14 protein-coding genes and 1 pseudogene are annotated in these 14,547 nt (G+C 69.9%); 2 read left to right on the top strand and 13 right to left on the bottom strand.

Annotation, left to right across the window (positions count from 1 at the left end; genetic code table 11):
• Positions 1–46: 46 nt before the first annotated feature.
• The 4 genes from SK095_RS14810 to glyQ all read right to left on the bottom strand — a co-directional run bounded on the left by SK095_RS14810 (position 47) and on the right by glyQ (position 4,550).
• Positions 47–781 (bottom strand): lysophospholipid acyltransferase family protein, encoded by a 735-nt coding sequence (locus SK095_RS14810; RefSeq protein WP_136490029.1) that lies wholly within the window; start codon positions 779–781, stop codon positions 47–49.
• A complete protein-coding gene (gmhB, locus tag SK095_RS14805; protein WP_320546729.1) occupies positions 778–1,323 on the bottom strand; it encodes a D-glycero-beta-D-manno-heptose 1,7-bisphosphate 7-phosphatase in 546 nt (181 codons plus the stop codon). Before gmhB ends, SK095_RS14810 begins: the two co-directional genes overlap by 4 nt.
• 189 nt (positions 1,324–1,512) lie before the next feature.
• Entirely contained in the window at positions 1,513–3,603 is a 2,091-nt protein-coding gene (gene glyS, locus SK095_RS14800; RefSeq protein WP_320546728.1) for a glycine--tRNA ligase subunit beta, read from the bottom strand.
• Entirely contained in the window at positions 3,600–4,550 is a 951-nt protein-coding gene (gene glyQ / locus SK095_RS14795; protein ID WP_320546727.1) for a glycine--tRNA ligase subunit alpha, read from the bottom strand. Before glyQ ends, glyS begins: the two co-directional genes overlap by 4 nt.
• Positions 4,551–4,755: 205 nt before the next feature.
• On the opposite strand from glyQ, the gene SK095_RS14790 reads away from it, so the two are divergent.
• Complete coding sequence (locus SK095_RS14790; protein ID WP_320546726.1) at positions 4,756–5,643, top strand: lysophospholipid acyltransferase; 888 nt, start codon at positions 4,756–4,758, stop codon at positions 5,641–5,643.
• Positions 5,644–5,719: 76 nt separating this feature from the next.
• Positions 5,720–5,986: a PilZ domain-containing protein gene (locus SK095_RS14785; RefSeq protein WP_136490034.1), complete on the top strand. Its 267-nt coding sequence runs from the start codon at positions 5,720–5,722 to the stop codon at positions 5,984–5,986.
• A 128-nt stretch (positions 5,987–6,114) separates the two neighbouring features.
• Here SK095_RS14785 and SK095_RS21770 read toward each other — a convergent pair whose 3' ends face one another.
• The 9 genes and pseudogenes from SK095_RS21770 to def form a co-directional block, all read right to left on the bottom strand.
• Positions 6,115–6,828: a methyl-accepting chemotaxis protein gene (locus SK095_RS21770; protein WP_414153893.1), complete on the bottom strand. Its 714-nt coding sequence runs from the start codon at positions 6,826–6,828 to the stop codon at positions 6,115–6,117.
• Positions 6,829–7,239: 411 nt separating this feature from the next.
• Positions 7,240–7,770 (bottom strand): annotated as a pseudogene (locus tag SK095_RS21765) (MCP four helix bundle domain-containing protein); the annotation flags it as partial.
• A gap of 188 nt (positions 7,771–7,958) precedes the next feature.
• Positions 7,959–8,312: a YkgJ family cysteine cluster protein gene (locus SK095_RS14775; RefSeq protein WP_136490036.1), complete on the bottom strand. Its 354-nt coding sequence runs from the start codon at positions 8,310–8,312 to the stop codon at positions 7,959–7,961.
• Positions 8,313–8,342: 30 nt separating this feature from the next.
• Positions 8,343–8,666 carry a tetratricopeptide repeat protein gene (locus SK095_RS14770; protein ID WP_136490037.1) on the bottom strand — a complete coding sequence of 108 codons (324 nt, stop codon included), beginning with the start codon at positions 8,664–8,666 and terminating at the stop codon, positions 8,343–8,345.
• 82 nt (positions 8,667–8,748) lie between these two features.
• Entirely contained in the window at positions 8,749–10,200 is a 1,452-nt protein-coding gene (locus tag SK095_RS14765; RefSeq protein WP_136490038.1) for a TrkH family potassium uptake protein, read from the bottom strand.
• Positions 10,201–10,257: 57 nt separating this feature from the next.
• A complete protein-coding gene (gene trkA, locus SK095_RS14760) occupies positions 10,258–11,631 on the bottom strand; it encodes a Trk system potassium transporter TrkA (RefSeq protein ID WP_136490039.1) in 1,374 nt (457 codons plus the stop codon).
• The gene (rsmB, locus tag SK095_RS14755) at positions 11,628–12,965 is read right to left on the bottom strand and encodes a 16S rRNA (cytosine(967)-C(5))-methyltransferase RsmB (RefSeq protein WP_320546724.1); all 1,338 of its coding nucleotides are present in this window, start codon (positions 12,963–12,965) and stop codon (positions 11,628–11,630) included. Before rsmB ends, trkA begins: the two co-directional genes overlap by 4 nt.
• The gene (fmt, locus tag SK095_RS14750) at positions 12,965–13,906 is read right to left on the bottom strand and encodes a methionyl-tRNA formyltransferase (RefSeq protein WP_320546723.1); all 942 of its coding nucleotides are present in this window, start codon (positions 13,904–13,906) and stop codon (positions 12,965–12,967) included. The genes rsmB and fmt overlap by 1 nt, the downstream gene beginning before the upstream one ends.
• A gap of 50 nt (positions 13,907–13,956) precedes the next feature.
• Positions 13,957–14,466 (bottom strand): peptide deformylase, encoded by a 510-nt coding sequence (def, locus tag SK095_RS14745; protein ID WP_136490042.1) that lies wholly within the window; start codon positions 14,464–14,466, stop codon positions 13,957–13,959.
• Positions 14,467–14,547: the final 81 nt, after the last annotated feature.

Raw genomic sequence — 14,547 nt, 5'->3', positions numbered from 1 at the left:
AGGAATGTGGGGCCGGCCCGGGCCGGCGCCAGGCCTCCAGTCTGCCCTATCGGGCGCGCGCCGTGCCGTTGATCTTCTGCATGGTCTCGCCGATCCAGGTCTCGGCGCGCTGGTTGAGGTCGGCCACCGCGCGCGGGCCTTCGCCCTCGGCGTACAGGGCCGGGCCGAACACCACGCTGACCGTGCCCGGATGGCGCTGCCAGCCGTCGCGCGGCCAGCACTCGCCGGCGTTGTGCGCCACCGGCAGCACCGGCACGCCGGCGGCCACCGCCACCGAGGCGCCGCTGCGCGAGAACTTGCCCATCTCGCCGGCCGGAATGCGCGTGCCTTCCGGGAAGATCAGCAGCCAGTTGCCCTGCTGCAGGCGTTCGAGGCCGACGCTGGCCACCTGCTTGAGCGCCTGCTTGGGGTTGCTGCGGTCGATGCCGATCGGCTTGAGCAGCTTGAACGCCCAGCCGTAGAACGGGATGCGCAGCAGTTCCTGCTTGAGCACCTGGGTCAGCGGTGCGAAGTGGGCGGTGAGGAAGAAGGTTTCCCAGGCGCTCTGGTGCTTGGCGAGGATCACGCACGGCTGCCGGGGGATGTTCTCCAGTCCTTCGAGGCGGTAGTCGATGCCGAGCATCACCCGGGTCAGCCACACGGCGAAGCGGCACCAGGTGCGGGCGATGAATTCGTAGCGGGCCTTCTGCGGCAGCCAGGTGGCAATCAGCAGGCTGAGGATGCACCAGATCACGGTGCTCAGGCCGAGCAGGAAATAGAACAGGGCGGTACGCAGGGTCATCGGGCGGCCTCCCCGGCCAGCAGATGGGCGGCCACGGCCGCCAGGTTGTCGAACACCTTGACGCCTTCAGGCACGCCCTTGGCCAGGGTGCGCTCGCCCTTGCCGCTGCGCACCAGCACCGGCTGGCAGGCCACCGCCTGGGCGGCGGCGATGTCGCCGGGGCTGTCGCCGACGAACCAGACGCCGTCGAGGGCGACGTCGTAGTGCTCGGCGATCTGCACCAGCAGGCCGGGCAGCGGCTTGCGGCAGGCGCAGCCCTCGTCCGGGCCGTGGGGGCAGTGGACGATCAGGCCGAGCTCGCCGCCCTGCTCGGCCACCAGCTGGCGCAGGCGCGCGTGCATGGCCTCGAGGGTGGCCTCGTCGTAGTAGCCGCGCGCCAGGCCCGACTGGTTGGTGGCCACCGCCACGGTCCAGCCGGCCAGGCTCAGGCGGGCGATGGCCGCGATCGAGCCGGGGATCGGGATCCATTCGGCAACGGACTTGATGTAGGCGTCGGAGTCCTCGTTGATGACCCCGTCGCGGTCGAGAATCAGCAGTTTCATAAGGGCGGTTTCAAGGGCGTAGGGTGGAAAACTCGCGCCGCGATTTTCCACCGGGATGGATGGTGGACAAGGCTGCGCCGTTGTCCACCCTACGCTTGGGCCCTGTGGAACAGAAGCAGAGGCAATATCCACAGGGCCGGCAATCAGGTATCTGTGGATAACGGCCGGAGCCGTTATCCACAGGGGCGGTCAGCCCAGCAGCGAGATGTCCGCCACGCCGAGGAACAGCCCGCGCAGCTGGGCCAGCAGCGCGTAGCGGTTGCCACGCACCGCGGCGTCGTCGGCGTTGACCAGCACTTCCTCGAAGAACGCATCCACCGGCGCGCGCAGGGCGGCCAGGCGCTGCAGCACGGCGTTGTAGTTGCGCGCCGCGGCCAGCGGGGCGACCGCCTCGGCGGCCTGGCTGACCGCCAGGGCCAGGGTCTGCTCGGCCGGCTCGATGAGCAGGCTGCTGCTGACCTCGCGCGGCACTTCGCCCTCGGCCTTGGCGAGGATGTTGGACACGCGCTTGTTGGCGGCGGCCAGGGTGGCGGCCTCGGCCAGCTGGCGGAACGCCTGCACGGCCTGCACGCGCTGGTCGAAGTCCAGTGGCGATGTCGGCTTGAGTGAGCGTACCGCCTGGTACACCGCCACCTCGACGCCCTCGTCCTCGTAGCGCGCGCGCAGGCGGTCGAAGATGAAGTCGAGCAGCTGCTCTCTCAGCTGCGGGCCAGTGAGCGTCTTTTGCGAGCTGCTCGTCGACATGCTGAATGCGAGCTGCTCGTTCTTGCAGATTGCTTCCCAGATGACTTCTTCAAGATCCAGATCCAGCTGCTTCTCGATCAGGATGCGCAGCACGCCCAGCGCGGCGCGGCGCAGGGCGTAGGGGTCCTTGGAGCCGGTGGGCAGCATGCCGATGCCGAAGATGCCGACCAGGGTGTCGAGCTTGTCGGCCACCGCCACGGCGGCGCCGGTCAGGGTGGACGGCAGCTCGGCCCCGGCGCCGCGCGGCATGTACTGCTCGTTGAGCGCCAGGGCCACGTCGGCCGGCTCGCCGTCGTGCAGGGCGTAGTAGTAGCCGGCGATGCCCTGCATCTCCGGGAACTCGCCGACCATCTCGCTGGCCAGGTCGCACTTGGACAGCAGGCCGGCGCGCGCGGCGCGCTCGGCGTCGCCGCCGATGCGTGCAGCGATGAGCGATGCCAGGGCGGAGACGCGCTGCGCCTTGTCGAACACGCTGCCCAGCTGGGCCTGGAACACCACGTTGGCCAGGCGCTGGTTGTTGTCTTCGAGGGCGTGCTTCTTGTCCTGCTTGAAGAAGAACTCGGCGTCGGTCAGGCGCGGGCGCACCACCTTCTCGTTGCCGGCGACGATCTGCGCCGGGTCCTTGGACTCGATGTTGGCCACGGTGATGAAGCGCGGCAGCAGCTTGCCGTTGCCGTCGACCAGGCAGAAGTACTTCTGGTTGTCCTGCATGGTGGCGATCAGCGCCTCCTGCGGCACCTCGAGGAAGCGTTCCTCGAAGGAGCAGACCAGCGGCACCGGCCACTCGACCAGCGCGGTCACCTCGTCCAGCAGCGCCGGCGGCACGATGGCCTTGCCGTTCTGCTCGCTGGCCAGCTCGGCGACGCGGGCGTCGATCAGCGCACGGCGCTCGGCGAAGTCGGCGATCACGTAGGCGCTGCGCAGGTCCTCGGCGTAGCTGGCCGGGTTGCTGATGCGCACCTCGTGGTTGGCGTGGAAGCGGTGGCCGCGCGACACGCGACCGGCCTGCTGGGTGAGGATGGTGCAGTCGACCACCTGCTCACCCAGCAGCATCACCAGCCACTGGGTGGGACGGACGAACTCCTCGCGGCGGGCGGCCCAGCGCATGCGCTTGGGAATCGGCAGCTCGTTCAGCGAAGCCTCGACGATGCCCGGCAGCAGGCTGGTGGCCGGCTGGCCGGCGATGCTCTGCACGAACTTCAGCTTCGGGCCGCTGGTGTCGACCTGCTCCAGATCGACGCCGCACTTCTTGGCGAAGCCCAGGGCGGCCTGGGTCGGCTGGCCGTCCTTGTCGAAGGCGGCCTGCACCGGCGGGCCGTCCAGACGCACTTCGCGGTCCGGCTGCTGGGTGGCCAGCTGCTCGACGAGGATCGCCAGGCGGCGCGGCGCGGCGTAGTAGCGCGCCTTGGCGTAGCCGAGACCGGCGGCCTTGAGGCCCTTCTCGACGCCGGCGAGGAACGCCTCGGCGAGGCTCTTCAGTGCCTTGGGGGGCAGCTCTTCGGTGCCCAGTTCGACCAGAAAATCTTGTGCACTCATTCCGCGGCCTCCTTCAGCTTGGCCAGTACTTCGTCACGCAGTTCGGCGGTGGCCATCGGGAAGCCGAGCTTGGCGCGCGCGATCAGGTAGCTCTGCGCCACCGCGCGGGCCAGGGTGCGCACGCGCAGGATGTACTGCTGGCGCGCGGTCACCGAGATGGCGCGGCGGGCGTCGAGCAGGTTGAAGGTGTGCGAGGCCTTGACCACCATCTCGTAGGTCGGCAGCGGCAGCTCGAGGGCCATCAGGCGGTTGGCCTCGGCCTCGTAGAAGTCGAACAGCTCGAACAGCTTGTCGACGTTGGCGTGCTCGAAGTTGTAGGTGGACTGCTCCACCTCGTTCTGGTGGAACACGTCGCCGTAGGTGACCTTGCCGAACGGGCCGTCGGAGTAGACCAGGTCGTACACCGAGTCGACGCCCTGCAGGTACATGGCCAGGCGCTCAAGGCCGTAGGTGATCTCGCCGGTCACCGGGTAGCACTCGACGCCGCCGACCTGCTGGAAGTAGGTGAACTGGGTGACTTCCATGCCGTTGAGCCAGACTTCCCAGCCCAGGCCCCAGGCGCCGAGGGTCGGCGATTCCCAGTTGTCCTCGACGAAGCGGATGTCGTGGACCAGCGGGTCGATGCCGATGGCGCGCAGCGAGCCGAGGTACAGGTCCTGGATGTTGTCCGGGTTCGGCTTGAGCACCACCTGGAACTGGTAGTAGTGCTGCAGGCGGTTGGGGTTCTCGCCGTAGCGGCCGTCGGCCGGGCGGCGCGAGGGCTGCACGTAGGCGGCGTTCCAGGTCTCGGGACCGATGGCGCGCAGGAAGGTGGCGGTGTGGAAGGTGCCGGCGCCCATTTCCATGTCGTAGGGCTGCAATACCACGCAGCCCTGCTCCGCCCAGTAGCTTTGCAGGGCGAGGATCAGGTCCTGGAAGGTGCGCACGGCAGGCGTAGTCTGGCTCACGAAATCACCTGTTCTGAGGCTTGCGTAAAGCCGGCGAGTATAACCGATGGCGAAAGCTGTGGAGGGGGCGCGTGTTGTGCGGCGTGCGCAGCTCGCCGGTTGATATGTTCCACGTGGAACATCGCCCGCCAATTCGCCGGCAGGCGGAACCAGGCCGCGGGCCGCGGGGTACAATGCCCGCTCAATCCAACCGCCGGAGAATCCCGTGGAGAAGATCAAAGGCGCCCTGGTGGTGGGCGCGCTGCGGCTGGTCGCCGCCCTGCCCTGGTCCGCCGTGCAGCGCCTCGGCGCGGCGATCGGCTGGCTGCTGTGGAAGCTGCCCAACCGCTCGCGCGAGGTGGTGCGCATCAACCAGGCCAGGTGCTTTCCCGAACTGGGCGCCGCCGAGCGCGAGGCGCTGCTCGGACGCACCCTGAAGGACATCGGCAAGACCTTCACCGAGAGCGCCTGCGCGTGGATCTGGCCGCCGCAGAAGTCGCTGGCGCTGGTCAAGGAGGTCGAGGGCCTCGAGGTGCTGGAGGCGGCGCTGACCAGCGGCAAGGGCGTGGTCGGCATCACCAGCCACCTGGGCAACTGGGAGGTGCTCAACCACTTCTACTGCAACCAGTGCAAGCCGATCATCTTCTACCGCCCGCCCAAGCAGAAGGCGGTGGACGAGCTGCTGCAGCGCCAGCGCGTGCAGATGGGCAACCGCGTGGCGCCGTCGACCAAGGAGGGCATCCTCAGCGTGATCAAGGAAGTGCGCCGCGGCGGCGCGGTGGGCATTCCCGCCGACCCGGAGCCGAGCGAAGGCAGCGGCATCTTCGTGCCGTTCTTCGCCGTGCAGGCGCTGACCAGCAAGTTCGTGCCGGGCATGCTGGCCGGACACAAGGCGGTCGGCGTGTTCCTGCATGCCATCCGCCTGGAGGACGGCAGCGGCTTCAAGGTGATCCTCGAGGCGGCGCCGGAGGACATGTACAGCAAGGACCCCGAGGTCGGCGTGGCGGCGATGAGCCGGATGATCGAGGGCTACGTGCGGCGCTGGCCGAGCCAGTACATGTGGAGCATGAAGCGCTTCAAGAAGCGCCCGGAGGGCGAGCAGCGCTGGTACTGAAACCGCCCGGGCTTGCCGCGCTGGCGCATAGCCAGTAGCGTCTGAGCTCTCCCCCGCAGACAGGACGATCCCGAACATGGAAAACCGTCGCGTGCATGTGCGCACACCGATGAAGGTTCCGCTGTGCATCGAGCATCCGCAGCATGGCAGGTTGCAGGTCATCACCCGCGACATCTCCGATGGCGGGGTGTTCGTGCTGCTCGACGAGCCCCGGGGCCTCATGCAGCCCGGCGAGCTGGTCTGCGGTCAGGTCCAGGGCCTGCCGGGAGAGGCCCCGCTGGTGCACATGCGTGTGCTGCGCTGCGAGAGCGGCGGCGTGGCGCTGGTTTTCGTCGGCGACTGAAGCCGCGCTCGGACTGCCGGGCGCCACGCGGTAATGAACAACGCCACTGCCCCGTCCAGGGGCAGCGGCGTCGCTGTTGCAGCGCATGGTGCGCCAGCCGGGGCGGCTCGGGCCCGCCCCGGTACGCTTCAGAATGCCGGGCTCGGCGCGCGGGCGGCGTGCGCTGCCGGCAGCGCCGCAGGGGCCGGCACGTGCGGGGCGTCGGCCTGGCTGTCGAGGCGGAACACCGCCATCGCCGCGGCCAGCGCCTCGGCCTGCTGCTGCAGGCTGTGCGCGGCCTGGGCGCTGTCGGTGACCAGCAGGCGGTTGACCTGAGTCGTCTGGTCCATGTCGACCACCGCGCGGCTGACCTGCTCGACTGCCGTGCTCTGCTCGCGGCTGGCGGTGCTGATCTCGCTCATGATCTGCGAGACGCGGGCGATGGCGGTGACGATCTCGGCGGTGGTGTGCCCGGCGTCGTCGACCAGCCCGGCGCCGCGCTCGACGCTCTGCAGGGTTTCGCCGATCAGCGCCTTGATGTCCCGGGCGGCCTCCGCGCTGCGCTGGGCCAGATGGCGTACCTCGTTGGCCACCACGGCGAAGCCGCGGCCCTCCTCGCCGGCCCGCGCCGCCTCGACCGAGGCGTTGAGGGCGAGGATGTTGGTCTGGAAGGCGATGCCGTCGATGATCGCCACGATGTCGGCGACCTGCCGCGAGCGGCTGTTGATGTCGCCCATGGTCGCCACCACCGCCTGCATCAGCTCGCCGCCGCGGTTGGCCACGCTGGCGGCCGAGGCGGCCAGCCGGTCGGCCTGGCGGGCGTTGTCGGCGTTCAGGCGCACGGTGGCGCCGAGCTCTTCCATGGCGGCGGCGGTAGCGGTCAGCGCGCTGACCTGCTGCTCGGAGCGCTCGCTCAGCTCGTCGCCATGCCGGGAGATCTGCGTGCTGCCGACCGACACCGCATCGGCCGACCGGCGCACCCGCGCCACGGTGTCCTGCAACTGGGCGGCCATCGCCAGCAGGGCGGCCAGGATGCTGTCGGTATGCCCGCGGGGCTGGCCGCCGACGGCCAGTTCGCCGCGACCGATGGCGGCAGCCAGTTCGCGCACCTCGTCCGGTTCGGCGCCCAGCTGGGCCAGCAGGCGCCGGGTGATCAGGACGGCCAGCAGCACGCCGCAGAGCAGGGCCGCGCTGCAGAGGATGATCATCAGCCAGGAGAAGCTCAAGGCGATCGCGGTGGCCTGCTGCGAGTCGCGGCGGATCTCGCCTTCCTGCAGGTCGATGAAGGCGTTGATGCTGGCCAGCCAGTCGCTGAAGGCCGGTGCTGCCCGTTCGAGCAGCAGGGTGCGGGCCTCGTCCGGCCGGCCGCCCTGCTGGGCGGCGATCACCGCACTGGCCAGCGGCAGGGTGCGCTGCTCGACCTCGCGGATCGCCGCGGCCAGCTCGCGTTCCTGCTGCAGCACGCCGCTGCTCTTCTGCAGCAGGCCGTCGAGCACGCGTTGCGCCTCGGCATAGTTGTCGGCCAGGCGCTGGATCTCGGCGAGGGCGGCCTGCTGCTCGGCGGTCGAGCGGGCCAGCACCACGTCACGCAGGGCGATGGCGCGGTCGTGCACGCTGCCGCGGAAGTTGATCGCCTGGCGCTGCTTGACGCTGTGCTCCTCGTTGATGGCGACCAGGCTGTTCCTGATCCCTCCCACGCGATTCACGCCGATCAGGGTGAGCAGCACCATCATCGCCAGGATGACGGCGAAGCCGAGGGCCAGACGCTGGCCGATGCTGAGTCTTCTTCTGGTAGAGGCCGGCATTGTGGAACTCCGCTGGGACAGGCTAAGTTGTACAAGTTGTGCGTACTGTACAATATCCATGCATAGGTTTGTGCACGCAAGGGCGGAGTGTGCGCAGAAGAGCGGCCGCCACGGTCCGGCGGGCCGTGACGGCTGGATGCCGACGCTGTGGTCGAGGGCGCCATCAAGCGCTTGAGGACGCGCCGGTGCTAGACCAGCACCTGGCGGGTGCTGGCGATCAGCTCGTGGACCTGCTGCTCGACCTGCGCCGGGGTGGGTGTCGCCGGTCCGCGGCCGCGCGGGCAGGGCAGGCTCGCCGTGGTGCCGAACAGGCGGCAGATCAGCGGGCGTTCGTCGTACACCTCGCAGCCCTGCGGGCCGAGGTGCACGCAGTTCCAGTCGGCCAGCGCCGCGTCATGCGCGGCGACGCTTTTCACCGGCAGGCGCGACATCTCCTCGGAGGAGGCGGTGACCGGCCCGCAGCAGTCGTGGCAGCCGGGCTCGCAGGCGAAGCCGGGGATCTGCCGACGCAGGCGGTCTATCGTGCGGCCGGTGCAGCTCATCGGCGGCCTCCTCGTGCCGTCGCCGGGGCTCTAGCCGGCACGCGGCTTGTCCAGCTTCTTCAGGAACACCGTCATCTCCTTCTCCGCCTGCTTGTCGCCGCGGGTGCGGGCGGCTTCCAGGCCCTGCTGCCAGGCGGCGCGCGCCGCGTCCGTGGCGCCGAGCGCCGCATGGGCCTTGCCCAGCAGTTTCCAGGCCGCCGAGTAGCCGGGATCGAATTCCACGCAGCGCTGCAGGTGGGGCAGCGCCTGGACGGCGTCGCCGGCATCCAGGTGGGCGTTGCCCAGGCCGAAGCGCAGCAGGGCGTTGTCGTGGCCGGCGGCCAGCAGTCTTTCCAGGGCGGCGACGGTGGTCATGGGCGTTCCCCTGCAGTGGGTGGAGATTGCGCCGCCGCTGGTGGGCGACGCGTTGTGGTCGTCCAGCCTAGCCGAGCGCGCCTCAGTAGCGCCAGAACGCCGGCGACAGCAACACGATCAGCGAGAACACCTCGAGACGGCCGAGGATCATCGCCACGCTGAGCAGCAGCTTGGCGCTGTCCGGCAGATTGGCGTAGTGGGCGGCGGCGTCGCCCAGCGCCGGGCCGAGGTTGTTCATGCACGAGGCCAGGCTGGAGAAGGCGGTGATCGGGTCGAGGCCGGTGCCGAGCAGCAGCAGCATCAGGCCGAAGAAGGTCACCATGTACATGGCGCAGAAGCCCCATACCGACTCGATCACCCGGTCGGGCACCTTGCGCCGGCCCATCTTCACCCCGAACACGCCGCTGGGGTGCAGCAGGCGCTGGATCTCGCGCTGGCCTTGGCGCACCACCAGCATGGCGCGCATCACCTTCATGCCGCCGCCGGTGGAGCCGGCGCAGGCGCCGATGAAGGTGGTATAGATCAGCAGGAACGGCAGGAAGCTCGGCCACACGCTGAAGTCGTCGACGCCGAAGCCGGTGGTGGTGAACACCGAGACCACCTGGAAGGCGGCGAAGCGGATCGAGTCGAGCGGGTCGTCGTGGTGGCTGTAGACCAGCAGCAGCGCGGTGGTGATGACGAATACCGCGGCCAGCAGCCTGAGGTAGGTCATGCACTCGGGGTCGCGCAGGTAGGCCTTCAGCGAGCGGCTGCGCAGGGCGAGGAAGTGCAGGGCGAAGTTCATCCCCGAGGCGGCCATGAAGAAGATGCAGATGGCCTCGATCAGCGCGCTGTCGAAGAAGGCGATGCTGGCGTCGTGGGTGGAGAAGCCGCCGATGGCGATGGTGGCGAAGCTGTGGCCGATGGCGTCGAACGGGCTCATGCCGGCAATCCAGTAGGCCAGCGCGCAGAGGGCGGTCAGCCCGCAGTAGATCAGCCACAGGGTCTTGGCGGTGTCGGCGATGCGCGGTGACAGCTTGTTGTCCTTCAGCGGCCCGGGCATCTCGGCGCGGTACAGCTGCATGCCGCCGATGCCGAGCATCGGCATCACCGCCACGGCGAGCACCACGATGCCCATGCCGCCCAGCCACTGCAGCTGCTGGCGGTAGTAGAGGATCGAGCGCGGCAGCGCGTCGAGGCCGGTGAGCACGGTGGCGCCGGTGGTGCTGAGGCCGGAGAAGGCCTCGAACAGCGCGTCGGCGGCGTCCATCGCCGGTCGCTCGCCGAGCAGGAAGGGGATGGCGCCGAAGGCGCCGAGGACGAACCAGAACAGCGCGGTGATCAGGTAGCCGTCGCGCACGCGCAGTTCGCCGTGGGCCTCGCGGTTGGGGAACCAGATCAGCGTGCCGGTGACCAGGGTAATGGCGAACGACCAGACGAAGCTGCGCCAGGTGTCGTCGCCGTCGTGCACGCCGAGCAGCATGGGCGGCAGGTGGGTGACGCTGAAGATCATCAGCAGCAGGCCGAGGATGCGGGAGATGACGGCGTAGTGCATGGGGCGGTCCGTGCGGCAGCGGAGCCGGCCGCGCCCGCAGGCGCAGCCGACCCGGGCTCAGAAGAAGGTCAGGCCGGCCTGGAACAGGCGCTCGACGTCGCGGATGTGCTTCTTGTCGACGAGGAACAGCAGCACGTGGTCGCCCGACTCGATGCGCGTCTCGCCGTGGGCGATCAGCACTTCCTCGTCGCGGACGATGGCGCCGATGGTGGTGCCCGGCGGCAGCGGCACGTCGGCGACCCGGCGGCCGACCACCTTGCTCGAGCGCGCGTCGCCGTGGGCGATGGCCTCGATCGCCTCGGCGGCGCCACGGCGCAGCGAGTGCACCGCGACTATGTCGCCGCGGCGCACGTGGGTCAGCAGGGTGCCGATGGTGGCCTGCTGCGGGCTGATGGCGATGTCGATCTCGCCGCCCTGGATCAGGTCGACGTAGGCCGGGTTGCTGATCAGGCTCATCACCTTGCGCGCGCCGAGGCGCTTGGCCAGCAGCGAGGACATGATGTTGGCCTCGTCGTCGTTGGTCAGGGCGAGGAACAGGTCGGCCTCGGCGATGTTCTCCTCGACCAGCAGGTCGCGGTCGCTGGCGCTACCCTGCAGGACGATGGTGCTTTCCAGGGTGTCGGACAGGTAGCGGCAGCGCGCTGCGTTCATCTCGATGATCTTGACCTGGTAGCGGGTCTCGATGGCCTCGGCCAGGCGCTCGCCGATGTGCCCGCCGCCGGCGATCACCACCTTGCGGTAGCCGTCGTCGATGCGCCGCAGCTCGCTCATCACCGCGCGGATGTGGCTGCGCGCGGCGATGAAGAACACCTCGTCGTCGGCCTCGATCACCGTGTCGCCCTGCGGCAGGATGGCGCGGTCGCGGCGGTAGATGGCCGCCACCCGGGCGTCGATGGTCGGCATGTGCTCGCGGATCTGCTTGAGCTGCTGGCCGACCAGCGGGCCGCCGTAGTAGGCGCGCACGCCGACCAGCTGCGCCTTGCCCTCGGCGAAGTCGAGCACCTGCAGGGCGCCGGGGTACTCGATCAGCCGGCGGATGTAGTTGGTCACCACCTGCTCGGGGCTGATCAGCACGTCGACCGGGATCGCCTCGTTGGCGAACAGGCCGGCGCGGGTCAGGTAGGCCGCCTCGCGCACCCGGGCGATCTTGGTCGGCGTGTTGAACAGGGTGTAGGCGACCTGGCAGGCGATCATGTTCGACTCGTCGCTGTTGGTCACCGCCACCAGCATGTCGGCGTCGTCGGCGCCGGCCTGGCGCAGCACCGTCGGGTAGGAGCCCTTGCCCTGGATGGTGCGGATGTCCAGGCGGTCGCCCAGGTCGCGCAGGCGGTCGCCGTCGGTGTCGACCACGGTGATGTCGTTGGCCTCGCTGGCCAGGTGTTCGGCCAGGCTGCCGCCGACCTGTCCCGCGCCGAGAATGATGATCTTCATCCGGTGACTGCTCCTTGCGCGCGCGCGGGGGCGGCGGCGATCTTGATCAGCTTGGCGTAGTAGAAACCGTCGTGGCCGTCGACCTGGGCCAGCAACTGGCGGCCGTGCGGCTGCCTGACGCCGAACGGGCCGGGGATGTCCAGCTCGCGCGCGCCGGGGGTGCGGGCGAGGAAGGCGCCGATCACCTCGGTGTTCTCGGTCGGCAGGCTCGAGCAGGTGGCGTAGAGCAGCACGCCGCCGACCTCGAGGGTCGGCCACAGGGCGTCGAGCAGCTCGCCCTGCAGGGCGGCCAGCGCGGCGATGTCGCCTTGCTGGCGGGTCAGCTTGATGTCCGGGTGGCGGCGGATCACCCCGGTCGCCGAGCAGGGCGCGTCGAGCAGGATGCGCTGGAACGGCTTGCCGTCCCACCACTGGCCGACGGCGCGGGCGTCGGCGGCGACCAGCCTGGCGTCGAGCCCGAGGCGGGCGAGGTTCTCGCGCACCCGCACCAGGCGGCTCTCCTCCAGGTCGACGGCAGTGACGCTGAGCGAGGGCTCGGCCTCCAGCAGGTGGCAGGTCTTGCCGCCGGGCGCGCAACAGGCATCCAGCACGCGCAGGTTGGGCGCCAGCTCGAGCAGGTCGGCGGCCAGCTGGGCGGCCTCGTCCTGCACGCTGACCCGGCCCTCGGCGAAGCCCGGCAGGGTGGTGACGTCGCAGGGCGTGGCCAGCTGCACGCCATCCGGGCTGAACGGACAGGCGCGTGCGGCGATGCCGGTGGCGGCCAGCTCGGCCAGGTAGGCGTCACGGCTGCCGTGGCGGCGGTTGACCCGCAGGGTCAGCGGCGGATGGCTGTTGTTGGCGGCGCAGATGGCTTCCCAGTCCGCCGGCCAGTGCGCCTTGAGCGCCTTCTGCAGCCAGCGCGGATGGGCGGTGCGCGCCGCCGGGTCGCGCTCCAGTTCGGCGAGCAGCGCCTCGCCCTCGCGCTGGGCGCGGCGCAGCACGGCGTTGATCAGGCCCTTGGCCGAGGACTTCTTCAGCTTGTCGACACAGCCGACCGTCTCGCCGATCGCCGCGTGGGCGGGGATGCGCGTGTACAGCAGCTGGTACAGGCCGACCAGCAGCAGCGCCTCGAGATCCGTGTCGGCGGCCTTGAACGGCTTCTGCAGCAGCTTGTCGGCGAGCAGGGACAGACGCGGCTGCCAGCGCGCGGTGCCGAAGGCCAGCTCCTGGGTCAGGCCACGGTCGCGCGGCTCGACCTTGTCCAGCTGCGCCGGCAGGGCGCTGCCCAGCGAGGCCTTGCCGGCGAGCACGGCGCCGAGGGCGCGGGCGGCGGCCAGCCGCGGATCGACGGCCATCAGGCCAGCACCTGGCCGGCGGCGAACTGCTCGCGGCGGCTGTTGTACAGGTCGGCGAAGCCCAGCGGCTTGCCGCCCGGTAGCTGCAGGCGGGTCAGGCGCAGCGCGCCCGCGCCGCAGGCCACGGTCAGGCCGTCGCGGCTGGCGGCGAGAATTTCACCCGGCGCGCCCTGCCCCTCACCGACTTCGGCGGCATACACCTTGAGCGCGGCCTCGCCGAGCGTGGTGTGGCAGACCGGCCAGGGATTGAAGGCGCGCACCAGGCGTTCCAGCTCCACCGCCGGGCGGCTCCAGTCGAGGCGCGCCTCGTCCTTGTTGAGCTTGTGGGCGTAGGTGGCCAGCGCGTCGTCCTGCACCTCGCCGTGCAGGGTGCCGGCGGCCAGCTGCGGGATGGCCGCGACCACCGCGGCGGCGCCCAGCGTGGCCAGGCGGTCGTGCAGGCTGCCGCCGGTGTCGTCGGCGGCGATCGGCGTGGTCACCTTGAGCAGCATCGGCCCGGTGTCGAGGCCGGCCTCCATGCGCATCACGGTGACGCCCGACTCGGCGTCGCCGGCCTGCACCGCGCGCTGGATCGGCGCGGCGCCGCGCCAGCGCGGCAGCAGCGAGGCGTGGCTGTTGATGCAGCCGAGAGGCGGGATGTCGAGCACCGCCTGCGGCAGGATCAGGCCGTAGGCCACCACCAGCAGCAGGTCGGGCTGCAGCGCCGCCAGCTCGGCCTGCGCTGCCGCATCGCGCAGGGTCTGCGGCTGCAGGACGGGGATGCCGTGCGTGGCTGCCAGCTGCTTGACCGGGCTGGCCATCAGCTTCTGGCCGCGGCCGGCCGGGCGGTCGGGCTGGGTGTACACCGCCACCGGCGTCAGGCCCGCGTCGAGCAGGGCCTGGAGGTGGACGGCGGCGAATTCCGGGGTACCGGCGAAGACGATGCGCAGGGGCTGGCTCATGGGCTCTCGCTCAAGAAAAAAGGCTTGCCGCGGGCAAGCCTTCCGGTGAATCAGTTGTGCTGCAGGCGATGCTGTTTTTCCAGCTTCTTCTTGATGCGGTCGCGCTTGAGGCCGGACAGGTAGTCGACGAACAGCTTGCCGTTGAGGTGGTCGCACTCGTGCTGGATGCACACGGCGAGCAGGCCCTCGGCGATCTCCTCGAACGGCTGGCCGTCGCGGTCCAGCGCCCTGATGCGCACCTTGAGCGGACGGTCGACGTTCTCGTAGAAGCCGGGGACGGAGAGGCAGCCTTCCTGGTAGGGGCCGAGGTCGTCGGTGAGCATTTCCAGTTCGGGGTTGATGAACACCCGCGGCGCGCTCTTGTCCTCGGACAGGTCCATCACCACCAGGCGCTTGTGCACGTTGACCTGGGTCGCCGCCAGGCCGATGCCGGGGGCGGCGTACATGGTCTCGAACATGTCGTCGATCAGCTGGCGCAGGGCGTCGTCGACCACCTCCACCGGCTTGGCGAGGGTGCGCAGGCGCGGATCGGGGAACTCGAGAATGTTCAGGATCGCCATATGCGTTTGTGATGCACTTGTGGAATAAATCGAAAACCGGCTGATAAGATGCCCGGCAGCTCGAAAAACGGCTTGAGGCCG

The sequence above is a fragment of the Pseudomonas sp. AN-1 genome (assembly GCF_034057115.1).
Classification (GTDB): Bacteria; Pseudomonadota; Gammaproteobacteria; order Pseudomonadales; family Pseudomonadaceae; genus Geopseudomonas.
Note: the sequence above shows the minus strand (reverse complement) of the source record. Positions and strands in the feature narration are given on the sequence as shown.